This is a genomic window from Solilutibacter pythonis (assembly GCF_003697345.1).
Lineage (GTDB): Bacteria > Pseudomonadota > Gammaproteobacteria > Xanthomonadales > Xanthomonadaceae > Solilutibacter > Solilutibacter pythonis.
The window spans coordinates 67,473-90,976 of sequence record NZ_RFLY01000014.1; the positions used below are offsets into that span (position 1 = coordinate 67,473).

The 23,504-nt window shown below is 64.7% G+C and carries 19 protein-coding genes and 1 pseudogene; 6 read left to right on the top strand and 14 right to left on the bottom strand.

From position 1 onward, the window contains the following. The 6 genes from EBB59_RS10070 to EBB59_RS10095 all read right to left on the bottom strand — a co-directional run bounded on the left by EBB59_RS10070 (position 1) and on the right by EBB59_RS10095 (position 5,168). Positions 1-363 carry a hypothetical protein gene (locus EBB59_RS10070; RefSeq protein WP_122102023.1) on the bottom strand — a complete coding sequence of 121 codons (363 nt, stop codon included), beginning with the start codon at positions 361-363 and terminating at the stop codon, positions 1-3. Then, entirely contained in the window at positions 360-905 is a 546-nt protein-coding gene (locus EBB59_RS10075; protein ID WP_122102024.1) for a bactofilin family protein, read from the bottom strand. Before EBB59_RS10075 ends, EBB59_RS10070 begins: the two co-directional genes overlap by 4 nt. Positions 906-1,028: 123 nt before the next feature. Further along, positions 1,029-2,636, bottom strand: coding sequence for a carboxyl transferase domain-containing protein (locus EBB59_RS10080; protein ID WP_122102025.1), 1,608 nt, complete (start codon positions 2,634-2,636; stop codon positions 1,029-1,031). A 160-nt stretch (positions 2,637-2,796) separates the two neighbouring features. Then, positions 2,797-3,204, bottom strand: a complete 408-nt coding sequence (locus EBB59_RS10085; RefSeq protein WP_211327728.1) for a hypothetical protein — start codon at positions 3,202-3,204, stop codon at positions 2,797-2,799. Between the two features lie 188 nt (positions 3,205-3,392). Then, positions 3,393-3,740 carry a hypothetical protein gene (locus tag EBB59_RS10090; RefSeq protein WP_122102026.1) on the bottom strand — a complete coding sequence of 116 codons (348 nt, stop codon included), beginning with the start codon at positions 3,738-3,740 and terminating at the stop codon, positions 3,393-3,395. A gap of 252 nt (positions 3,741-3,992) precedes the next feature. Then, entirely contained in the window at positions 3,993-5,168 is a 1,176-nt protein-coding gene (locus tag EBB59_RS10095) for a thiolase family protein (RefSeq protein WP_122102027.1), read from the bottom strand. A gap of 327 nt (positions 5,169-5,495) precedes the next feature. Here EBB59_RS10095 and EBB59_RS10100 point away from each other — a divergent pair, with 327 nt between their 5' ends. Continuing rightward, complete coding sequence (locus EBB59_RS10100) at positions 5,496-8,258, top strand: autotransporter serine protease (protein WP_158601775.1); 2,763 nt, start codon at positions 5,496-5,498, stop codon at positions 8,256-8,258. Between the two features lie 134 nt (positions 8,259-8,392). Here the strand turns inward: EBB59_RS10100 and EBB59_RS10105 are convergent, their stop codons facing one another. Both EBB59_RS10105 and EBB59_RS10110 read right to left on the bottom strand, forming a co-directional pair. Continuing rightward, complete coding sequence (locus EBB59_RS10105; protein WP_122102029.1) at positions 8,393-9,550, bottom strand: isovaleryl-CoA dehydrogenase; 1,158 nt, start codon at positions 9,548-9,550, stop codon at positions 8,393-8,395. A gap of 69 nt (positions 9,551-9,619) precedes the next feature. Continuing rightward, positions 9,620-10,720 (bottom strand): Glu/Leu/Phe/Val family dehydrogenase, encoded by a 1,101-nt coding sequence (locus EBB59_RS10110; RefSeq protein WP_122102049.1) that lies wholly within the window; start codon positions 10,718-10,720, stop codon positions 9,620-9,622. Between the two features lie 220 nt (positions 10,721-10,940). Between EBB59_RS10110 and EBB59_RS10115 the strand changes: the two genes are divergently transcribed. From EBB59_RS10115 to EBB59_RS10125, 3 genes are all read left to right on the top strand, one after another. After that, on the top strand, positions 10,941-14,504 hold the full coding sequence (locus tag EBB59_RS10115; RefSeq protein WP_122102030.1) for a methylmalonyl-CoA mutase family protein: 3,564 nt from the start codon (positions 10,941-10,943) through the stop codon (positions 14,502-14,504). Continuing rightward, complete coding sequence (locus EBB59_RS10120) at positions 14,504-15,073, top strand: DUF3228 family protein (protein WP_122102031.1); 570 nt, start codon at positions 14,504-14,506, stop codon at positions 15,071-15,073. Before EBB59_RS10115 ends, EBB59_RS10120 begins: the two co-directional genes overlap by 1 nt. A 92-nt stretch (positions 15,074-15,165) precedes the next feature. After that, a complete protein-coding gene (locus EBB59_RS10125) occupies positions 15,166-15,630 on the top strand; it encodes a hypothetical protein (protein ID WP_147455565.1) in 465 nt (154 codons plus the stop codon). 56 nt (positions 15,631-15,686) lie between these two features. Here EBB59_RS10125 and EBB59_RS10130 read toward each other — a convergent pair whose 3' ends face one another. Then, positions 15,687-15,932, bottom strand: coding sequence for a hypothetical protein (locus EBB59_RS10130; RefSeq protein ID WP_122102033.1), 246 nt, complete (start codon positions 15,930-15,932; stop codon positions 15,687-15,689). A 1-nt stretch (position 15,933) separates the two neighbouring features. Then, on the bottom strand, positions 15,934-16,962 hold the full coding sequence (locus EBB59_RS10135; protein WP_122102034.1) for a nuclease-related domain-containing protein: 1,029 nt from the start codon (positions 16,960-16,962) through the stop codon (positions 15,934-15,936). A 202-nt stretch (positions 16,963-17,164) separates the two neighbouring features. On the opposite strand from EBB59_RS10135, the gene EBB59_RS10140 reads away from it, so the two are divergent. Together EBB59_RS10140 and EBB59_RS10145 are read left to right on the top strand one after the other, a co-directional pair. Further along, entirely contained in the window at positions 17,165-19,288 is a 2,124-nt protein-coding gene (locus tag EBB59_RS10140) for a M13 family metallopeptidase (RefSeq protein ID WP_122102035.1), read from the top strand. 184 nt (positions 19,289-19,472) lie between these two features. After that, a complete protein-coding gene (locus EBB59_RS10145; RefSeq protein ID WP_245979225.1) occupies positions 19,473-20,186 on the top strand; it encodes a pseudouridine synthase in 714 nt (237 codons plus the stop codon). A 222-nt stretch (positions 20,187-20,408) separates the two neighbouring features. Here EBB59_RS10145 and EBB59_RS10150 read toward each other — a convergent pair whose 3' ends face one another. The 4 genes and pseudogenes from EBB59_RS10150 to EBB59_RS10165 all read right to left on the bottom strand — a co-directional run. Continuing rightward, positions 20,409-20,783 carry a response regulator gene (locus tag EBB59_RS10150; RefSeq protein WP_122102036.1) on the bottom strand — a complete coding sequence of 125 codons (375 nt, stop codon included), beginning with the start codon at positions 20,781-20,783 and terminating at the stop codon, positions 20,409-20,411. Positions 20,784-20,802: 19 nt separating this feature from the next. Continuing rightward, positions 20,803-21,243 (bottom strand): response regulator, encoded by a 441-nt coding sequence (locus tag EBB59_RS10155; protein WP_122102037.1) that lies wholly within the window; start codon positions 21,241-21,243, stop codon positions 20,803-20,805. Between the two features lie 29 nt (positions 21,244-21,272). After that, positions 21,273-23,063 (bottom strand): sensor histidine kinase, encoded by a 1,791-nt coding sequence (locus tag EBB59_RS10160; protein WP_122102038.1) that lies wholly within the window; start codon positions 23,061-23,063, stop codon positions 21,273-21,275. 218 nt (positions 23,064-23,281) lie between these two features. After that, positions 23,282-23,504: pseudogene (locus tag EBB59_RS10165) on the bottom strand (hypothetical protein); the annotation flags it as partial.

Below are 23,504 nucleotides of genomic sequence, written 5' to 3' on the forward strand. Positions count from 1 at the left end.
TCAGCGTGCCCGCATGCGGGTGCTGGCGACCAGATCCACGCTGAGCGAGAAAGTGCGTTGTTCGCCCGGCTTGATCGCCCCCACACCGATAATATGACGCGCGATTTCCTCGCCGCGCTCGTTCTTGACCACCGCCACCACCGAGTATTCCCATGCCTCGCCCGGCGCCGGGCCGGGTAGCGTGCTCTCGATCCTGAGGGGCGAATCCAGCACCTTGCGGTCTGGAGCGGGATCGAAGCGCAAGTGCCCCTTGCAGCCGGGGCAGACCACGGCGCTGTCCAGGATGGTGGCTCGGCAATGCGGGCAGGTGCGGGTCGCGCCCACCTCGGCCGATTTATTGCCGCGCCCCAATAAACCGCTCATGCGGCGGCGGCGCCTTCCTTCTTGGATTCGGGCTTCGATTCGGACTTGCCCGCCGCCTTGCCTTCCCAGGCGCCGCATTCGACCTGCCCGCGCAAGCGTGCGCCGGAGGCGATGGTGAGGTCGTCGGCCTTGATGTCGCCGTGCATCGCACTCGACGCCAGCAGATCGACCCGGCGCGCGGAAAGGATATTGCCATCAAGTTCGCCTGAGAGCGTGACCTTCTCCGCCCGTACGCTGCCGTCGAGCTTGGCGCCCTGCTCCACGGTGAGGTCGCCTTTGACGTCGACATCGCCCTTGAACTTACCGGCGATGCGGATGTGCCCGGCCCCCTGGATCTTGCCCTCGATGCTGAGGTCGGCGGCGATCACCGACTCTTTCGCCGCCGGCTTCGATGCGGGAGCCGGTGCCGGCTGGGTGGCCTGCACGGGCGCCGCCGCAGGCGTCGTTGGCGCGTGTTGACCGAAAGGCGTGGTCACTGCATCGCTCGGGAAGTCCGCGACTTCTTTCTTGGCGTTGTTGCCGGGGTCTCTCCAACTTACCATGATCGAGATTCTCACAGGGGCAGCGGGGGCTGCGGGACTCCGAAATTAACATGTGAAGATGGCGTCACGGCTGTATTGCGTTGATTTTTGTTCATATGTGACATGCGTCACATCAAATGTCATTCACATTCGGAACACGCCGAACTTCATTGGCTCGATCGGTGCGTTGAGCGAGGCCGCCAAGGCAAGCCCCAGTACACGGCGGGTATCGGCCGGGTCGATGATGCCGTCATCCCACAGCCGTGCGGTGGCGTAGTACGGGTTGCCCTGGTCCTCGTATTGTCGGCGGATCGGCTGTTTGAAGGCTTCCTCGTCCGCTTCCGGCCATTCGCCGCCCTTGGCCTCGATGCCGTCGCGGCGCACCGTCGCCAGCACGCTTGCGGCCTGTTCGCCCCCCATCACGCTGATGCGCGCGTTCGGCCACATCCACAGGAAGCGCCCGCCGTAGGCGCGGCCGCACATCGCGTAGTTGCCGGCGCCGAACGAGCCGCCGATGACCACGGTGAACTTGGGAACGTTCGAACAGGCCACGGCAGTCACCATCTTGGCGCCGTCCTTGGCGATGCCGGCGTTTTCGTACTTCCTGCCGACCATGAAGCCGGTGATGTTCTGTAGGAACACCAGCGGGATACCGCGCTGGTTGCACAACTCGATGAAATGCGCGCCCTTCAGCGCGGATTCCGAGAACAGGATGCCGTTGTTGGCGACGATCCCGACCGGGCAGCCGTGGATATGGGCGAAGCCCGTGACCAGCGTCTTGCCGTAGCGCGCCTTGAATTCCTGGAACTCGCTGCCATCGACGATGCGCGCGATCACCTCGCGGATGTCGAATGGCTTGCGGGTGTCCTGGGGCACGATGCCGTACAGGTCTTCGGCTGGGTAGAGCGGTGCCAGGCTGTCCTTCAGCGTTACCGGCGGCGTGCGCCGGCGGTTGAGCGTGGCGACGATCTCGCGGGCGATGGAGAGTGCGTGGTGGTCGTCCTCGGCGAAGTGGTCGGCCACGCCGGAAAGGCTGGTGTGCACGTGGGCGCCACCGAGCGTCTCGGCATCCACCACTTCGCCGGTGGCCGCCTTCACCAGCGGCGGGCCGCCCAGGAAGATGGTGCCCTGTTCCTTGACGATGATCGATTCATCGCACATCGCCGGCACGTAGGCGCCGCCGGCGGTGCAACTGCCCATCACCACCGCGATCTGCGGAATGTTGCGCGCGCTCATCTGCGCCTGGTTGTAGAAGATGCGGCCGAAGTGCTCCCGGTCCGGGAATACCTCGTCCTGAAGCGGCAGGAAGGCGCCGCCGGAATCGACCAGGTAAAGACAGGGCAATTGGTTCTCCAGCGCCACTTGTTGCGCGCGCAGGTGCTTCTTCACCGTCATCGGGAAATAGGTGCCGCCCTTGACCGTGGCATCGTTGGCGACGATCACGCATTCCTGGCCGTATACGCGGCCGATCCCGGTGACGATGCCGGCGGCCGGCGCGGCATCGTCGTACATGCCTTCGGCGGCGAGCGCGCTCAGTTCCAGGAAGGGCGCGCCGGGATCGAGCAGGGTGTCGATGCGCTCGCGCGCCAGCAGTTTGCCGCGTTCGCCATGTTTCCTGCGCGCGGCCTCGCCGCCGCCCTCGGCCGCGCGGTGCAGGCGCTGGCGCAATTCCTCGACCAGTGCGCGGTGGTAATCGGCATTGGCGGCGAAATCGGCGGAGCGGGGATCGAGTCGGGAGGAAAGCGCGGGCATGGCGTCTGCGTGCACGTGGGAAGCCAACAAGGATACCGGTTGCCGTGCAAGCGTATTCCCCCTGGGCCAGGTCTCTTCCACGCAAAAAAGAACGAGGCCCGAAAAATTCGGGCCCCGTGGGGTACTGCAAGCGTGCGATTCGCGCCGGAGCGCGGGTTGCTTACTTCTTGTTGGCGTCCGCGGCCGCCTTGGCTTCCGCCTTCTCGCTTTCCATCTTGTCGGCGATCTTGTGGGCGGTGTCGGCGATGGCGCCCGCGGCGTTGGCCTTGGCTTCCTCGGTGGCCGTCTTGGCGTCGGCGGCGGCCTTTTCGGTGGCGGCCATGGCATCGTGAGCGGCGGTATCCAGGCGGCTGGCGGCGGAATCGGCGGCGTCGGTGGCGGCCGTGCCCGCGGCTTCGGCGCTGGCGACGGCGGCATCACCCGCGGCGTTGGCGGCTTCGGCGGCTTGTTCACCGGCTTGGTCGGCGGCGACAGCGGCTTCGTCAGCCTTCTGCTCGGCGGTCGGGGAGTTGCAGGCGGCGAGGGCGAAGACGCTGGCCGCGATCAGGGTGGCGAGCTTGATGTTCATGAAATTCTCCAGGAGTTGGGGAAGTGATGGCGTCGTTTCGGTCGCAGTGTTGCGGCCTGTCTCCCGGTGGCTGGCGCGGGCTGCGTCAGGCGGGATTGGGGGTGGGAGGAGGGCTTTGGCCGTTCCTCCCGAGGAAAGAAAGCCGCTGGCGGACCAGCGGCTTTTTGCAGCGGACAACGATAGAAAGATTACTTCTTGGCGGCGTCGCTGGCGTTTTCGGCCGAAGCCTGGGCCTGCTTGGCGGCGTCAGCGGCATCGGTGGCGGCATCGGCAGCGTCGGCGGCCTTGTTGTCTTGACCCACGGCTTCGGCGCCGGCGGCGGCATCGGCCTGAGCGGCGGCGGCGTCAGCAGCGGCGGTGGCGGCATCGGCACCGGCCTGGGCGGCGGCGTCACCGGTGGCGGCGGCGGCCTCCTGGGCTTCGGCGGCGGCGGCGTTGGCGTCGGTGGCAGCTTCCTGGGCCTGTTCGGCATTGTTGGAGCAAGCGGCCAGAGCCAGGCCCATGGTCAGGGCGATCAGGGCTTTGTTCATGGTCATCGTGGGAATCCTCGATAAGGGGTGGGCAACGCGCGGCGTTGCGCGTTGTCGACATCATGACAAGCTCATGAACGATGTCAAGTGGTTTGGCCGGATTTTTTCTGCTTTGCGTTGAGCCGGATTTACCTGGACTTTAGTGTCGTCAAAACCGCGTCGAATGCGCCCGGCTTGGTTGATGGGTGATGTGAGTATGCCGGCTCATGGGGAGATGGATGTGAGGATGTCTCCCCACATCCACAGGCATGGCTCAGCTCAGGTCAGTTCGATGGCCACGGCCGTCGCTTCGCCTCCGCCGATGCACAGGCTGGCGATGCCGCGTTTCAGGCCCCGCGCTTGCAGGGCGTGAATCAGCGTGACTAGCAGGCGGGCACCGCTACAGCCGATCGGGTGGCCCAGCGCCAGTGCGCCGCCGTTGACGTTGAGCTTGTCGTGAGGAATGCCGAGATCGCTCATCGGGGCCATCGCCACCACGGCGAACGCTTCGTTGATTTCGTACAGGTCGACGTCGGAGACGGCCCAGCCGGCCTTTTCCAGTACTTTTTCGATGGCCTTGACCGGGGCGGTGGTGAACCACTCCGGTTGCTGCGACCAAGTGGCGTGGGCGACGATCCTTGCCAGCGGCGTGGCGCCGGCGGCTTGGGCGGCCTCGGCCGACATCACCACCAGCGCGGCGGCGCCATCGGAAATCTTCGAGGAGGAGGCCGCGGTCAGCACGCCATCCTTGCCGAAGGCCGCGCGCAGGGTGGGAATCCTGGCGAGGTCGATCTTGCCCGGCTCCTCGTCGCCATCGACCACCACCTCGCCCTTGCGGCCCTTGACCGTGACCGGCGCGATCTCGGCCTTGAAGGCGCCATCGGCCATCGCCTTCTGGGCGCGGCGGGCGCTCTCGGTGGAATAAGCGTCGATCTCTTCGCGGCTGTAGCCGTACTTGGCGGCGGCGGCGTCGCCAAACACGCCCATGGCCTTGTCGTCATCGGGATTGGTCAGGCCGTCGAAGGCCATGTGGTCGATGAATGGCGCATTGCCATAGCGGATGCCGGTACGAGAGCCGTTCAGGAGGTGCGGGGCGTTGGTCATCGATTCCATGCCGCCGGCGACGACCGCCTTGGCGCTGCCGGCCTTGATCAGGTCGTGGGCCAGCATCACCGCCTTCATGCCCGAGCCGCAGACCTTGTTGATGGTGGTGGCGCCGGCGGCGTCGGCGATGCCGGCCGCGCGCGCGGCCTGGCGCGCCGGTGCCTGGCCGAGTCCAGCCGGCAGCACGCAGCCCATGATCACTTCGTCGATCCCGTCGCCGGCCAGGCCGGCCTGTTCGAGCGCAGCGCCGATGGCGCTAGCGCCGAGAATGGGCGTGGGCACGCCGGTGAACTGGCCGAGCATGGAACCGATGGCCGTGCGCTTGGCGCCGACGATGACGATGTCAGACATGAGGATCTCCGGTCGTAAGGGATTTGGCCGATTATCGCCCGAATGCGCCGGGTCTGCTTGTTGTGTGGCGGATTTTGGTTGATATGGCCATTTGGACGATTGTGCATGCGTGCGCTTTCATATACATATTTGATTAACTTAAAGCGCCAGGATGGCGCAGGGGATAATCAAATGAGTCGATATGAAAAATCGGGTTCCAGGTTGCCGGCGCGTTTGCCGCTGGTCGTAGCCGTGGCGTTTGTGGTGGGGCTTTCCGCTTGTAACGGCGGGGGAGGGGGTGTTCGTCCAGACCCGCCGTCCCCCGGCGGTTTCAAGCCGACGGTAACGGTGGATCGTTCTTTGATCGATCTTGAGCCACCGCCCGCGCCAGACTTGGTGGTGCGGCCGGCGTTGGCCGATGCTCGCATCAATCAGCATCTCATCCTGACCAATGCCGCCGGGGCGCTGGCCAATACCCGGACCGGCGCGGGCGTGACGATCGGCCTCGTCGATTCGGGCGTCAACCGCCGGCATGTGACATTGAACGGGAGAGTGGTGGCCAACCTCGACAACCGCTTGCCACCAGGCAACAACACCCGCGTGGATGACGTAACGGGCCACGGCACCACCGTGGCTTCGTTGGCGGCCGGCCGCCCGGTGCTGGGCAATTACACGGATGCCAACGGCAAAGTGCAGAGCACCAGCATGTGGGGCGGTGGCGTGGCGCCGGATGCGTTGATCGCTTCGTACCGGATCCTCGGCGACCGTCAACCGAAGGATGACGGTTCGGGGCAGGGTACGGAAGTCAAGGCGGGCAACCAGATGGGTGCGTTCTTCCAGAACGTCAATAGAGAATTGGCGGACAAAGGCGCTCGCATCATCAACAATTCCTGGGGCGGTTTTTACTGGAACGATCCCGCGTTGACTCTGGAGCTGGCGAATGCCTGGAAGGATTTCGTCGTGAATCGCGGCGGATTGGTGGTATTCGCCAATGGCAATGCCGGCGAAGATCAGCGCTATGCCCACAAGCCATCGAACAACGCCATGCTGCCCAGCATGGATGGCGGCGATCCGGTGCTGGAGCGGGGCTGGCTGACGGTCGGGGCGCTCGATCCGGACAAACCGACCCAGTTGGCCGGCTATTCACAGCAATGCGGCCCGGCGATGAACTATTGCCTGGTGGCGCCGGGAACCAACGTCTTCATCGCCCCGGATGCCACCAATCAGGCAGGCAGTACGTTGCTTCGTGGCGGCGGCACGTCGTATGCCGCGCCGTTGGTATCCGGGGCGGCGGCGTTGGTATGGTCGCAGTTTTCGTGGATGAGCAACGATCAGGTGCGGCAAACCCTGCTGGGAACCGCCAAGGACCTGGGCGCCCCGGGGGTGGACCCGGTATTCGGCTGGGGCTTGCTGGATGTCACCCGGGCTTCGTATGGGCCGGGCGCATTCGCCTGGGGAGACTTCAATGCCAACTTCAGTGGCGCCGCGATTTGGCGTAACGACATTTACGGCACGGGTGGCCTGATCAAAGACGGTAATGGCACCCTGCTCTTGCTGGGAAGTTCCACCTATCTGGGGGGAACGCATGTGAAAGAGGGTTCGCTCTATATCGCCCGCGATCATGTTTCCTCCGGTTTGAAGATCGACAAGGAGGGCATGGTCTGGATGGGGGGCAATGTCGGCCAAGTCGACAACGGCGGCTTTTTCATCGTTTCCGGCCAGGTGAAGGCCAAGGAATTCAACCAGACCGGTTCTGGCAACCTTGGGGTGTTCCTGGGCAGGCCGCTGCAAGTGGCGGGGGCGGCCAATCTGGCGGGAACCGTCAGCGTGTTGGGGGTCAAGAAAGGCTACGTCACCACCGCCAAGGAGAAATTGCTCCAGGCGAGCGAGATCAATGGCCGCTTCGGCTCGGTGAAGGCCGCAACCAACGTATTCCTCGATGCATCGTTGAGTTATGACGCCCAAAATGTCTATCTCGACATCCGCCGCATCGATGTTTCCCGCGCGGTGGCCAGCATGGGAATTGGCGGCGCGGCGCTCGATGCCGCGGCACGGGTCGAGGGTGCGTTCAACGCCATCGACAGCGGCAGCGTCGGGCGGGATTCCGGCTTTGCCGGCGCGGCGGGCGATCTGCAACGGACCACATTCGACGCCGCCAGTGCCGAACGCGCCCTGCGCAGCCTCGGTGGGCAGATGCACGCGGCCAATCTGGCGTTGACGCTGGAATCGATGGATGCCGGTCGCCGCGCGATGGCTGGGCGCTTCGATGCATTGGCCGGTAATCCGCGTTTGCAGGGAAGTTGGTCGCGCGATCTGCGCGCCGGCGGCGAGCTGGCGCAGGCGGGCTTCAGCGGGCTGGATTACCAGTTGAGCGGTTGGATGATGGGGACTGATCGTCGCATCGGTACCCGTGGTGTCCTCGGCATGGCCGCTAGTCACGGCGAGGGCATGGGGTGGATGAGCGGCTTGGGCGATCGCACCCGTAACCGTCAGACCGAGGCCCAGGCATATGCCGGCTGGACGGCCGGGCAGGCATGGTGGCGCGGTGGTGTCGGTATTGGCCGGTTCGAGCGGGATATGGAGCGCCGCTTGCTGTTCGGCTTGCGAAACGAGACGGTGAACAGCGTCGGGCGTGGCCAGTACCTGTTCGCCAATGCCGAAACCGGCTGGCGCGCCGATCCGGGCAAGGTCGCCTTGTCGCCTTACCTCGGCACGCAGTTCGCCCAGGTGAGCAGTGGCGGCTTGAGCGAGAACGGTGGCGAGGGCTTCGGGCTGCGCGTCAACGCCTGGCGCTTCAACCGTTGGCAGGCGTATGCCGGCCTCCGCGCGAACCGCGAGTGGCGGCTGGGGGGCATGCGGCTTGGTGTCGATGGCCGCCTCGAGTGGCAGCGCACGCTGTCCGAGAGCGGACAGCTCTTCGCCAGTTTCAGTGCTCTGGAGCAGTGGATGCCGGTCACGGCGATGTCCCTGGCCCGGCAGCAGCGCCTGCTTGGGCTTGGCCTCAGCCTCAATAGCGCTCGTGATGGCGGGTTGCGGCTGGATGCCAGCCATCGCCGCAACGAACGGGGCAGCGATGCGCTGTTGCAGGCCAGTTGGCGGCAGGGTTTTTGATCCCGGCGGCTCCAAACGAAAAATGCGGTCCTCGGGCCGCATTTTTCATGTGCCGTCCGCAAGTGCGAGTGCCGCTTGCGCGGTGGCTTTCGTGATGACCGCGCCGGTGGCGTTCGTACCCGCCGACGTGGTTTCTAGCCGTGTCCGTTGAACAATTCCCGGCCGATCAACATACGGCGGATTTCGTTGGTGCCGGCGCCGATTGCGTAGAGTTTGGCATCGCGCAGCAGGCGGCCGGTCGGGAATTCGTTGATGTAGCCGTTGCCGCCTAACGCCTGGATCGCCTCGAGCGCGACCTGCACGGCGGCCTCGGAGGCTTGCATCAGGCAGGCGGCGGCATCGATCCGGCTTTTGTGGCCAGCGTCGTAGTCGCGCGCCACCTGGTAGGCGAAGGCGCGGCTGGAGGCAAGCGCGGTGTACATGTCGGCGATCTTGGCCTGCATCAGTTGGAAGGTGCCGATGGCCGTATCGAACTGTTTGCGCTCACGCACGTAGGGCAGGGCCACGTCGAGTGCGGCCTGCATTAGGCCGATCGGGCCGCCGGATAGCACCAGGCGTTCGGTATTGAGGCCGGTCATCAGTACCTTGACGCCCTGGTTAACCTCGCCCAACACGTTCTCCGCGGGGATTTCGCAATCTTCGAACACCAGCTCGCAGGTGTTGGAGCCACGCATGCCCAGCTTGTCCAGTTTCTGCGCGGTGGAGAAACCCTTCATGCCCTTTTCGACGATGAAGGCGGTCATGCAGCGCGATCCCGCTTCCTTCGGCGCGGTGCGCATGTAGACGATCAGCACGTCGGCCTCGGGGCCGTTGGTGATCCACATCTTGTTGCCGTTGGCGATCCAGCGCTCGCCCTTCGATTCGGCGCGGCAACTCATCGAGCCGACCACGTCGGAGCCGGCGCCCGGTTCGCTCATCGCCAGCGCGCCTTTCCATTCGCCGCTGCACAGCCTGGGCAGGTACTTTCGCCGCTGCGTCTCGTTGCCGTTGGCGTACAGGTTGTTGACGCAGAGGTTGGAGTGGGCGCCGTAGGAGAGGCCGATCGAGCCGGAGGCGCGCGAGATTTCTTCCATCGCCACCAGATGGGCGAGGTAGCCCATCCCGCTGCCGCCGTATTCGCCGGGGATGGTCAGGCCGAGCAGGCCCATTTCGCCGAGCATCGGCCACAGTTCCTGCGGGAATCGGTTCTCCTCGTCGGCACTGGCCGCGCGAGGGGCGACTTCCGCCCGGGCGAAGCGGTGCACGGCGTCGCGGAGGGCGTCGATTTCTTCGTTGAGCTTGGGCATGTGCATGGCAGTCATCCGGTGCGGGATATGAAAGGGCGAGGTTGGATGCCTCGCCCGGGCCGCGCGATGCGCGTATCAATTGCCGCGGATACGGCCCTGGAAGCGGGGCGCGCCCCGGCCCATCGACAGTTTGAGGCGGCCGATCTTCTCGATCCGCTCCTCAGCCATGCGGTCGGCGGCCTGGTAGGTTGGAATGGTGTCGCGCTCGGCGATTTCGTAGATGCGGGTGAGGTTGTGGTAGATGGTGCGCATCATGCGCATGGCGCGTTCGCGGTTGTAGCCGTCGAGTTCCAGCGCCACGTTCATGACGCCGCCGGCGTTGACCGCGTAATCGGGCGCGTAGAGCACGCCGCGGCGGGTCAGTTCGTCGCCGATGGTATTGGTCGCCAGCTGGTTGTTGGCCGCGCCGCAGATCACCTTGGCCTTGATGCGATCGATGGTGTTTTCGTTGAGGGTGCCGCCGAGCGCGCAAGGCGAATAGACATCGGCCGGTACGTCGTAGATTTCCTCCAAGCCGACGGCTTCGGCGCCGTATTCGGTCACGGCCTTGTCGATCAGCTTCTGGTTGATGTCGGTGACGAAGATCTTGGCGCCACGCTCTTTGAGCAGCTTGACGAACTCCATGCCGACGTGGCCCAGGCCCTGCACCGCATAGGCATATTTGCCGACTTCCTCGTCGCCGAATTTCTTGTTCAGGGTGGCCATCAAGCCTTGCAGGGTGCCGTAGGCGGTGAATGGCGAAGGGTCGCCGGAGCCGCCATGCACCTGGTGCACGCCGGTAACGTATTCGGTCTCGCGGTAGACGAATTCCATGTCGTTGACGTCGATGCCGACGTCCTCGGCGGTGATGTAGCGGCCGCTCAGCGATTCGACGAACTGGCCGAAGGCGCGGAACAGCGCTTCGGATTTGTCCTTGGAAGCGTCGCCGATGATCACCGCCTTACCGCCACCGAGGTTGAGGCCGGCGACCGCGTTTTTGTAGGTCATGCCGCGCGACAGGCGCAGCACGTCGTTCAGGGCTTCCTGCTCGCTCTGGTACGACCACATGCGGGTACCGCCGAGCGCCGGGCCGAGCACGGTGCTGTGGATGGCGATGATGGCCTTCAGGCCGGCATCCTGGTTGTGGCAGTAGACGACCTGTTCGTGACCGGTCCGGTCGAGCATTTCGAAAACCATGTAAGACTCCGTGCCCATGCGGGCGTTGCGGTGAATGAAGCGCGGCTGCGCGAAAAAACGCCCGACATTCTAGCCCATGGCCGCCCTCCGGCCATCGCGTGGAAACCTTCGTTGGCGTATGTGGCGGGTGATGCCGGCGGCCCGTGTTCCGCACCGTTGCGCATGGTGCCCGGCGCTACAATCCGCCGATCTATCGGTTCCCCTGGAGTGTGACGCGCCCATGAGCATGCCCGCCGCCCATTTTCCCGATATCGCCGCCGGGCGCTCGCCGTTGCGTTTCGTGACCGCCGCCAGTCTGTTCGATGGCCACGATGCCGCCATCAACATCATGCGCCGGTTGATCCAGGGGCAGGGCGTGGAGGTCATTCATCTCGGGCACAACCGTTCGGTGGAGGACGTGGTGCGCGCGGCATTGCAGGAAGATGCCGACGCCATCGCCCTATCCAGCTACCAGGGCGGTCACGTCGAATATTTCAAGTACATGGTCGACATGCTGAAGGAGCGGGGCGCGGCCCACGTCCGCGTGTTCGGCGGTGGCGGCGGCACGATCACGCCCGAGGAAATCCGCGCGTTGGAGGATTACGGGGTCGAGCGCATCTACCACCCCAACGACGGCATGAAGATGGGGCTGGTGGAGATGATCGAGGACGTGGTGCGGCGTGCGGCGGCGGCGCGGGATTCGGGCCTCGGGACCCGCGCCTCGGTAAAAGCCCGCCCGCCTTCCATCGAGGATGAGATCGCGATTGGCGAGATGCTCTCGGCCATTGAGGATGGCGCGTATTCCGAAGCCGAACTCGCACTGCTGCGCAAACAGTGGCAATCGGGCTTGCCCGTGGCGTCTGCGGAGCGGGCGGCGACTTCCGCCGAGTCCCGGCGTTCGACCCCGATCATCGGCATTACCGGCACCGGCGGCGCGGGCAAGTCCTCCGTCACCGACGAACTTCTGAACCGTTTTCTCGCCAGCTTTCCGTGGATGCGCATCGCGGTGGTCTCGGTCGACCCGACCCGTCGCCGCACCGGCGGCGCGTTGCTGGGCGATCGCATTCGGATGAATTCGCTGCGCTCCAAGCGCGTGTTCATGCGTTCGATGGCGACCCGCCGCCAGCACGCGGCCACGAACCTGGTGCTGAAGGATTCGATCGGCTTTCTGAAATCGCTGGGCTACGATCTGGTGATCGTCGAGACCGCGGGCATCGGCCAAAGCGATTCGGAGATCGTCGATCTGGTCGATTTCCCGATGTACGTGATGACCAGCGACTACGGCGCGGCCTCGCAGCTGGAAAAGATCGACATGCTCGATTTCGCCGAACTCATCGTGCTCAACAAGTTCGATAAGCGCGGCGCCGAGGACGCCCTGCGCGACGTGCGCAAGCAGTGGCGGCGCAACCGCGTCGCTTTCCAGGCGAAGGAAGAGGAGATTCCGGTCTACCCGACCATCGCCTCGCAGTTCAACGACCCGGGCGTTTCCTGGATGTTCGCCAACCTCTGCCGCATGCTCCGCGGCAAACTCGGCCTGCCCACCGAGAAATGGACGCCGGACATCGACACCGCGCTGAAGGAACCACGCGCGACCGTGCTGATCCCCGGCGCGCGGGTACGCTATTTGGCCGAAATCGCCGAGCAGGGCCGGGCGATCAATGCGCGCATCGAATCGCAGGCCGACACCGCCGAGCGCGCGCAATCGCTGTGGCAGGCGCTGCGTGAGTTGGATGACGCCAGCTTGCCGGCCCCCCTCGCGCTGTATGCCGACGAGGCCCTGACCAAAGGCGGCGAGCGTTCCTTGACGACGCTGCGCCAGCGCTACAACGACGCGGTGCAATCGCTCGATTCCGAGGCGGTCAGGCTGTTGCGCGAATGGCCGGCGCGGCTGAAATCGATCACCGACGGGATCACCGAATACGAAGTGCGCGGCAAGACGATCCGCGTGGAGAACTACCGAGAATCGCTGAGCCACCAACCGATCCCGAAGATCGCCGCGCCAACGCATAAAAGCTGGGGCGAACTGCTGACCTTCCTCCAGAAGGAAAACCTGCCGGGCAGCTATCCGTATACCGGCGGCGTCTACCCGTATCGCCGTAGCGGCGAGGACCCGATCCGCATGTTCGCCGGCGAAGGCACGCCCGAGCGCACCAACCGGCGTTTCCACTACCTCTCGCTCGGTCAGCCGGCGGCGCGCCTGTCCACCGCTTTCGACAGCGTGACTCTGTACGGCGAGGATCCGGCGCCGCGTCCGGACATCCACGGCAAGATCGGCAACTCCGGCGTCAATATCGCCAGCCTGGACGACATGAAGAAGCTGTATTCCGGCTTCGACCTATGCGCTTCGACCACCTCGGTCTCGATGACCATCAATGGCCCCGCGCCGATCATCCTGGCGATGTTCATGAATACCGCCATCGACCAGCAGGTGGAGAAATACCTGAAGGCGGACGAGGCGCGTTGGCAGGCCGCGCGGCAAACGATCGAGCGGCTTCTCGAAGATCGCCCACGGCCGCGGTATGCCGGCGAACTGCCGCCGGGCAACGATGGCCTGGGGCTGGAACTGCTTGGCGTCACCGGCGACCAGGTGGTCGATGCCGGGACTTATGCCCGCATCAAGGACGAGACCCTGCGCACCGTGCGCGGCACCGTGCAGGCCGACATCCTGAAGGAAGACCAGGCACAGAACACCTGCATCTTCAGCACCGAGTTCGCGTTCAGGATGATGGGCGACATCCAGCAGTATTTCGTCGACCATGGGGTGCGTAACTTCTACTCGGTGTCGATCTCCGGCTACCACATCGCCGAGGCCGGCGCGAACCCGGTTTCGCAACTGGCCTTCACGCTATCGAACGGGTTCACCATCGTCGAGTACTACCTGGCGCGCGGGATGAGGATCGACGATTTCGCCCCCAATCTGTCGTTCTTCTTCTCCAACGGCATGGACCCGGAGTACACGGTGATCGGCCGCGTCGCCCGCCGCATCTGGGCGCGCGCGATGCGCGAGCGCTACGGCGCCTCGGCGCGCAGCCAGATGATGAAGTACCACATCCAGACCAGCGGCCGCTCGCTGCACGCGCAGGAAATCCAGTTCAACGACATCCGCACCACCTTGCAGGCGCTCTACGCCCTGTTCGACAACTGCAACAGCCTGCACACCAACGCCTACGACGAGGCCATCACCACCCCCACGGAAGAAAGCGTGCGTCGCGCGGTGGCGATCCAGATGATCATCAACAAGGAGCTGGGGCTGAACTTTTGCGAGAACCCGTGGCAGGGCAGTTTCATCGTCGATCGGTTGACCGACATCGTGGAAGAGGCCGTGTACAAGGAGTTCGAAGCGATCAGCGAACGCGGCGGTGTGTTGGGCGCGATGGATACCATGTACCAGCGCGGCAAGATTCAGGAAGAAAGCCTGTACTACGAGCAGAAGAAGCACGATGGATCGTTGCCGCTGGTCGGCGTCAACACCTTCCTTGGCAAGGAGGGGCATGGCGAGGTTGCCACCGAGATCGAGCTGATTCGTTCGACGCCGGAGGAAAAACAACAGCAGATCGACAACGTGCATGGATTCCAGCAGGCCCGCAACGGCCTGGCGATGGCCGGCGGCGCCGGCGATGGGCAGGTGGCCGGCGGCACGGTCGAGGAGCGGCATGTCGGCCAGGGGCTCGCTTTCCTCCAGGCTTCGGCGCGCGCGCGGCGCAATGTCTTCGAGGCGCTGATCGAAGCGGTCAAGACCCACAGCCTCGGGCAGATATCGCACGCGCTGTACGATGTCGGCGGCGAATACCGGCGCAACATGTGATGCGGCATGGTGCTTCCGTCGTCCTGACCGATTTCGCCCGGCCGCGCCTGTTTCCGCGCGAGCCGCGTCGCAATGCCATCCAGGACATCGGCGCGGCGGAATTCGAGCGTCGTCTCAATACCCGCGAACCGCTGAAGGTGCTTGAAGGCTATGCGCCGTTCTGTAAATTGCACGTGCACCGCAACTGGACTTCGACCCGATGCCTGGCGATGCCGATCACCGATGCCAATCGTCATTTGCTGCGTTCCGATTACGAGGCGCGCGACAGCGACGAACTGCCGGTACTGACACGCTGGTTCGAAGGACTGGAGCCGCCGGTCGCCAATTATCTGATCCCGATCCTCTACAGCCACGAGCAACTGGCGAAGGAAGGCTCGCCGATCGAGGCCGACTGGGGCGTGGTCGGCTGCCTGTATACGATGGCGCCGGAGGAAACGCCGATGGCGCCCATCACCCTGCTGCGCAACGCGCTGGGCGTGGAAGAGGGGGGTTCCGGCGTGCCGCTGGATCGCGAAGCCTATCTCCGCAGCGTCGCGTTCTGGCGTGCTCACGCAAATTGGCGCGGGTGAGCGGCCTATGGCTTCCGGCTTGGCGTGATGGGGTGTTGCGGTATCCATGCCGGCGGGAGCAGGATGAGATGGTCAAAACGGAGAGTATCGTCATGCGAAATTCAGCTCGACCCCATGGCCTCGCACTGGCCTCGGTTGCGATGTTCGTATTGGCCGGTTGCGCCAGCGCGCCACTGGTGACGGGCACGGCCCGCGCGCCGATCGACCCTTCGCAAGTCCGCATCTACTACGGTCCGCCCGATACGGCTTACGAGGAAGTCGCCCGGTTGGACGTGGCCAGCGGCGCGTTCACCTATGGCGAGCGCAACAAGAACAGCGCCATTCTTGAGCGCTTGCGCAAGCAGGCCGCGAGCGTGGGCGCCAATGGCGTGATTTTCCAGCATGCGATGCGGGGGGCTGGGGGCCCGGGCGTGAGCATCGGCGCCGGAGGCGGCCGCATCGGCGGGCATGGTCATGGGGGCGTGGGGGTGGGCGTGAGCATCTCGCCACGGCAGAAATACGGCAGCGGCATCGCGATCCACGTACAAAACCCGCCCGACGAAACACCGGGCGATTGATTTCACCCACGCATGGCGGCCCCGTCCTGGGAAGGACACGGGGCCGCTTTGAATGATCAGCCGTTTCGCTTGGCCGGATATTTCTCGGCATGCCCCCGCCGCTTGCGGAAAACCCGCCAACTGGTGACGATGACGACGCTCTGCAAGACCATGAGCGGCCAGAAGAACAGGTGGGTCAGTGTCCAGGCGAGCGAGAGCACGAGCATGACCAGGCCGGTCTTTCTCCCGATGCGACTCGCCACGAACTGGATCAGCACGAACAGGCACTGATAGAGCAGCACTGGAATCGTCAGCAGCGCCATCTCAGGGGGCGTTCACATGGTAGAGGTCCTGGCTGCCGCAATCCTCGCACTCGCGGAAGAACTGCCGGCCTTGTTTCCGCAGGCGCGGCTTGTGGTGTTCCTTGCAGGTGAAGCGGATCGAGGTAGTGGAATCGCAGCTATCGCACTTGAAGTAATAGCCGAATTTGCCATGGAGGATACGCCCGGCGATCTTGCGGCAGTTTTTGCATGTCGGCCCGGGGATCGTGGAGAGCGCTTTCGTTACGGTCGCAACGGGTATCGGTTCGACAGGTGCCGGGGCTGAGGAGGGCGGGGCGCTCGCGTGCTCCCGCGACGGGCGGGAAGGCGGTGGCTGGGGGGGCAATGGTCGGTGGCGGGCCGCGAGTTGCAGCGCCAGGTCGTGAACCGTCTCCGCCGCCACCAGCTTGCCCAACTTGAAGAGCGTCAGTACCGGATTCTCTTCGTCGGTATCGCGCTTGATGCGTTGCTTCAACTGGTCGGCCTTGATCACGCGCGAGGTGTCGAAATGCTTCGGGCGGATGATCTTCGCCTTGGCCGAAACCATCACCAGCGAAATGAATTGCGGTGGAATCCGCATCTTCATCCGCTGTGGAAGCGCCAGGGTATCCAGTACGTCCTTCAGCACGGTGATGTGGCGTTCGTTCTGGCTCAGCGGCGATTCCATCGCTTCATAGCGCTTCTGCCAGTTGTTCCAACGCAGGAACTCGCCTTCCTCGGTGATCTTGACGCCGCTGTTGAAGCTCTTGGTCTCGATCACGTAGAACTCCATCCAACGGTTGATCAGGAGGTGATCGATCTGGGCGACGCGTCCGGTCTGCTCCACACGCAGGTCGTGTATCACCGCCCAGTTTTTCGAACAGTCGCCGTAGTCGAAATCGATGAAGTAGGCGGCATCCTTCTCGCCAAGAATGCCGGCGCGCAACCGGTGGAAATCCTCTTTTGCCTGCCGGGCATGGGGGCCGTCGCCTTCCATGCGCTTTTCCAGGGCGTCGAGCAGGGGCTGCTTGTCGTCAGCGGCCTTGATCAACATGCGGGGGTTCCTTATATGACGCCAATCGTCTGGATTCTATCCGCGGGGCGCCATCAGCGGGCGGGACGGCCGTCACCGGCCCCAACCATCGACACTCCCTGGCCCGGCCCCATTCGTGTAAAAGTCCCTTTCCCGGGTTTGGGCCCGCCAGACGCGGGATGTTTCCGAAGGCATCCCGCTTTCGAGTTTCCGGAGAAACGAGTTGACCAAGACATTGCTGTTCACCGCCACCCTGGCCGCGCTGGCGCTGGGATTTTCCGCCACCGTTTCCGCCCACGGGCATTGCCGCGACGAGGCTTGTGGCGAGCGACTGCTGTTCGATGCGGGTGAGGCGAAGGCAGGCGGCCAAGGGGATGTCATCGCCACGCCGGGCTTCGGCGCCTGGGGGTTCGACACCCAAGGGATGGGGCGCGGCGTCAGGCCGGGTGTGGATTTCTTCGAATACGCCAATGGCGCCTGGGCGAAGAACACGCCGATTCCCACCGACCGTTCGAACTACGGCGTGTTCCATGCGCTCCGCGACCTGTCCGAGGCGCGCCTGCACAAGCTGGTGGAAAGCTACGTAACCGGCGATCCCGCGCGTGATGGCGACGCGGCCAAGATCGCCGCGATCTATCGCGGCTTCATGGACGAGGCCGCGCTCGAAAAGCTGGGCATGGCGCCGTTGAAGCCAGAGATCGCCGCCATCCGGGCCATTACCGACAAACCTCGGCTGGCGGCATGGATGGGCCGCGCCAACGAACGTTTCGGCGGCAGCTTCTTCAGCGTTTGGGTGTCCGACGACCAGCGCGATCCCGATCATTACACGCTCTACATGAGCCAGTCCGGCCTGGGGCTGGGTGATCGCCAGATGTACCTGGAGGAAACGTTCGCGCCACAGCGTGCGCGCTACCAGCGGTATGTCGAGCAGATGCTGGGGATGGTCGGCTGGCCTGAGCCGGCGCGCGACGCCGCCGCGATCGTGGAGATGGAAAAACGCATCGCCGAAGCCCATTGGACACGGGCCGCAAGCCGTGACCGCGACAAAACCTACAACCCGGTGGAGATGGCGAAGTTCGCCGCCTACGCGCCGGGCTTCCCCTGGGCCGATTACTTCAAGGCCGCCGGATTGGCGCGGGCGCCGCGGGTGGTGGTGCGGCAGGATACCGCGCTGCCTAAACTGGCCGCGATCTTCAACGAGACCGCGCTCGACACTCTGAAGGCATGGGCGGCGTTCCAGACCGCCGACGAAGCCGCGCCGTTGCTCTCCAAGCCCTTCGTCGATGCCCACTTCGAGTTCCGCAGCAAGTTCATGTCCGGCCAGCCCGAGCAGCGCGAGCGCTGGAAGCGCGGCGTTGCGCTGGCCGATGAGGCGATGGGCGAGGCGATCGGCCGCGATTACGTCAAGTTGTATTTCCCGGCCGAATCCAAGACCCGGATGGACGAACTGGTCGCCAACGTGAAGGCGGCGATGGGCGCGCGCCTGGCGCAGTTGGAATGGATGGGCGCGGAAACCAAGCGCGAGGCCGCGGCCAAACTGGCCAATTTCGGCCTCAAGATCGGCTATCCGGGGAAATGGCGCGATTATTCCGCGCTGGATATCCGCAATGGCGACGTGTTCGGCAACGCGCTGCGCTCACGGGCTTTCGAATGGAATTACCGCCGCGGCCGGCTTGGCCAGAAGGTGGACAAGGCCGAGTGGGGCATGACCCCGCAGACCGTCAACGCCTATTACAACTCGGTCAAGAACGAGATCGTGTTCCCGGCGGCCATCCTGCAACCGCCGTTCTTCGATCCCAAGGCCGATCCGGCGGTGAACTACGGTGCCATCGGCGGAGTGATCGGTCACGAGATCATCCACGGCTTCGACGACCAGGGCCGCAAATCGGATGGTGCCGGTGTATTGCGCGACTGGTGGAGCCCGCAAGATGCCGCCAAGTTCGAGGCGCAGGCGGCCAGGCTCGGCGCGCAATACGAAAGCTACAGCTTCCCGCAATTGCCCGGCATGCGCATCAACGGCAAGGTCTCGATGGGCGAGAACATCGGCGACCTGGGAGGGCTGACCATCGCGCTGGACGCTTGGCGCAGTTCGCTGGGCGGCCAGCCAGCGCCGGTGATCGAGGGCTTCAGTGGCGAGCAGCGGTTCTTCCTTGGCTGGGCGCAGGTCTGGCGCACGCTCTGGCGTGACGATGCGCTGCGCCAGCAGCTCGTCAACGGTCCGCATTCGCCCGGCCAGATCCGCGCCTTCGCGCCGCTGCGCAATATCGACGCCTGGTATGGCGCTTTCGACGTGCAGCCGGGCGATGCGTTGTACATCGAGCCGGAGGAACGCGTGCGGATCTGGTGAGCCGCATCGATCCGTTGCGACGGGCCGCTCGCCACGGCCCATTCGCCACGGCTCGTTCGCATGAGCGCGTGGCCGCGTGGCCGCCCAGGCTCGGGCCGAAGCGCTCGCGCGCGACACGGGTGTCGGGCCGGTTCGCTCCCGCTTCGGCATGGGACAATGCCGGCCCGCCATTACCGCGTCCGCCATGCGCCTCAACAAATACATCGCCGAGACCGGCTTCTGTTCGCGCCGCGAGGCCGACCGTCTGATTGCCGCCGGCAAGGTGACGATCAATGGCGAACGGGCGCGGATCGGCGCGGAATTGGCCGAGGCCGACGTGGTCGCCGTCAATGGCGAGAAACTCGCCCGCCGCGGCACGGTCGCCGGCAAGCGCCGCCACGTCTATATCGCGCTCAACAAGCCGGCCGGCATCACCTGCACCACCGAGGCGTCGGTCAAGGGCAACATCGTCGATTTCGTTGGCCATGAAGAGCGCATCTTCCCGGTCGGCCGCCTCGACAAGGATTCGGAAGGGTTGATCCTGCTGACCAGCAACGGCGATATCGTCAATGAGATCCTGCGCGCCGAGAACAAGCTGGAGAAGGAATATCTGGTGGCGGTCAACCACACGGTGACGGTGGAATTCCTGCGCGGGATGAGCCGTGGCGTGCCAGTGCACGGGCAGGTCACGCTGCCGTGCAAGACCGCCAAGCTGGGCGCGGTCGGCTTTCGCATCACGCTGGTGCAGGGCCTCAACCGCCAGATTCGCCTGATGGCGGCGCACTTCGGCTACCGGGTCAAGCAGTTGTTGCGGGTGCGGATCGGCGGCGTCAAGCTGGGGCATCTGAAGCCAGGACAGTGGCGCAATCTGACCGATGCCGAGCTGCGCGCATTGCTGCCGCATCGCAACGAATGGTGATGACTACCCCGGTTTCGTCACGATCACGGCTGGCTTGCGGCGTGGGCGTGGTGTGGCGGAATAAGTGGAAGTGCCGCGGTGGGCTGCGAATATCGGGTATCGAGCGTGGATCGGTTTCGCCACCGCCTTCATCGGCGCAAGGCGGGATGCCCTGATCGGCTCGTGCGTATTGGCGCGCCTGAGGCGATGCGAGTGGATGGCCGGCCGGACGTTACCCTGAGATCAAGCGGCCAGCACGCCAAGTACGGTGGCCGGCAGTTGCGAGAGCCGGTCCTTGCTGATGCAGGCGTCGGCGGATGCTGCGGCGGTGGCGAAGCATGGATCGTCCGGTGGGCCGCCGATGCAGAAGATGAACGGCAGCGATGGCAGCCGTTCGCGCACCTGGGCGTAGGCATCGATGCCATTGAAGCCGGGCAGGCGCGAGTCGCAGATTGCCAGCGCCCAATCGCCACACTCCAGGGCCGCTTCCAGCTCGGTGCGCAATTCGACCCGATGCAGTTCGAAATCGAGACCGGCCTGGGCCAGTTCGATGGTGATGAGTTCCGCGTCGTCGGCACTGTCCTCGATCAGCAGAATGCGCAGGCATGGCGTGGTCATCGGCGTTTCCGGGCCGTGTTCAGTGCTGGCCGGGAGCTTCGTTGAACACCGCCCAGAAGCGCCCGAGCGTCTTCACGGCCTCGAAGAACTGGTCGATGTCGACCGGCTTGACCACGTAGGCGTTGACGCCCAGATTCCAGCTGCGGGCAAGGTCGCTTTCCTCGCGCGAGGAGGACAGGATCACTACCGGCAGGTGCCCGAATTCGCCCTTGTCGCGCAGTTTTTGCAGCACTTCCAGCCCGTCCATGCGCGGCATCTTGATGTCGAGCAGCAGGACCGCCGGGTCGCCCGGTTCACGGTCGGCATAACGGCCTTCACGGCGCAGATATTCGAGCGCCTCGACACCATCCTCGACGTGCACGATCGGGTTGGCGAGGTTGGCTTCGCGCAGGGCGTCGATCGCCATTTCGGCATCGGCCGGGCTGTCTTCGGCAAGCAGGATGGGACGGATGTCCTTCATCGGCGGTTTTCCATCGGTGATGGCCGCGCTCAGTCGCGGCCGGTGGCGGGATTGTCCAGCATGGCCGGCAAGACGAAGCGGAAGGTCGAGCCTTCATTGGGGGCGGATTCAGCGCTGATCTGGCCGCCGTGGCGGGTCAGCACGCGCTGCACGGTAGCCAGGCCGATACCGGTGCCGGGGAATTCGCTGGCCTTGTGCATGCGCTGGAAAACGCCGAACAGTTTGCCGGCGTAGGCCATGTCGAAGCCGACGCCGTTGTCCTTGACCGAGAACTCGTGGCGGCCATCGGGCAGGCGTTGGTGGGAAACCTCGATGCGGGTCAATTCCCGCGGTGCGCTGTACTTCACCGCGTTGCCGAGCAGGTTGCTCCAGACTTGGCGCATCATGTTTTCGTCGGCGACGATGACCGGTAGCGTGTCGATCCGCCATTCGATGCGGCGTCCCGGCGTATCGGTTTCGGTGTTGGAGTCGAGCAGCGAGCGGGCTTCCTGCACCATCGACTGCATGTCCACCGGTTGCAGGCGCAATGCACTGCGGCCAAGGCGCGAATACACCAGCAGGTCGTCGATCAGGGCGGCCATGCGCCGCGCCGAGGCACCGATGGTGGCGAGATAGTGGCGGGATTTCTCGTCGGCCCGTTCGCCGAGCTGGCGGCCGAGTTTCTCGGTAAAGCCGGAGATGTGCCGCAACGGGGCGCGCAGGTCGTGCGAGACCGAGTAGCTGAACGCCTCCAGCTCGCGGTTGACGTCGGATACCTGCTCGATCTTGCCTTCCAACTGGCGGTTCAGTTCGTTGATTTCCTGCTCGGCGGCTTTCTGGTGGGTGAGGTCGCTCAGGATCAGCAGGGCGACTTCGTCCTCGCTGTCGGGCAGGCTCATGCGCCGCGCATTCAGCAGCATGGTGCGCTGGATGCCGTCTGTGGTGGTCTGGCTCAGTTCGAAATCCCACAACTCGCGGCCACGGCTCACCACGTCGCGCAGGCGCTGGGTCATTTCGCGTCCCGACCAGGCGTCACCGCCGATGCGGCCGATGTGTTCGCCATCGATTGCCTGGGCTTCACCGTTTCCGTCGCCATAGAGTTCATCGAACGCCAGGTTATGCATCACCACCCGTTGCTCGCGGTCAATCAGCGCAATCGGCTCGCGGATGGTCTGCATCACGGCCAGCGCGCGGGCGTTGGCGTTGGCGGTATCGCGCTCGGCATGCTCGCGGCGCATCTGGTGTCTGCGCAGCATCCATAGCATCAGGCTGAGCAGGGCGAGCTGGACCAGTGTGCTGCCGAGCGATATCCATTCGCCCTGGCTGCGCAGGCGCCGGGCCTCGGCGGTGCGTTCCTCCAGCAGCCAGAACTCTTCCTTGCGCACTTCGGCGGAAGCACCGCGCATGGGAAATTCGTTGATCATCGTTGACAGCAGGTGCCGGCGTTCTTCCTTATTCTTGGAGGCGATGATCCGCAGGCTGAGTTGCACGCGTTGTTCGATGCGCGCCTTCAGCGCCCCCACCCGCAACTGTTGGCGGGGGTTGTCGGAAGTCAGGCGGATCAATTCCTCCAGCAAGACCGGCACGCCGGCCGAGCTTTCAGCGATGCGGCGGCGCACGTTGGGCACGTCGACGTTGGCGGTGAGGGTGGATGCGGCCGATTCCAGGTCGCGCACCTCATGCAGCAGTTGGCTGAGAGTGGAATCGACCTGACTGGTGTGTGCGACCATCTGGTCGGCGTGGTGGATGCGAGCGTTCACGCCCCGCATCAGCAGGTAGGGCGCCACCAGGATCACCAGCACGGCGACGAACAGCAACCATTGGTATCGCCAGAAGTTCATTCGACCGGGCGGGGAGTGGGTGGGCAGGGCCTCGCATCATCTTTCACCCTCGTCGTCTTTTCAATGTGCGGTGCATGGGATTTCCACCCGAATCGCTGCCGATGTCCGCTCCGCTGATCCTGAAGCGCCTGTCGCGGCCGCCCCGAACGTCGCCGATGCCGAGTGTGGTCTTGCCCACTTGGGCTTCCTCCGCCAATGGTCGCCGAGCGCCATTGCGCTTATTGCGCCGGCCTGGGCTTCGCCTGCCGGTACTGGCGTTTGTCGCCCATTCGTTGGACGTCGGGGTTGACGCAGAGACGGCCACCGCAGATGACGGCATCCGAGGCTTGAAACGCCTGGAGTACCGGAATGGCGTTCTCGTGGCGGCGCAGTTCCGCTTGCGTCACCGCCAACTCGCGCCGGTAGTGGCCCAGCACCGCCCAGCTGGTGAGCAATACCAGC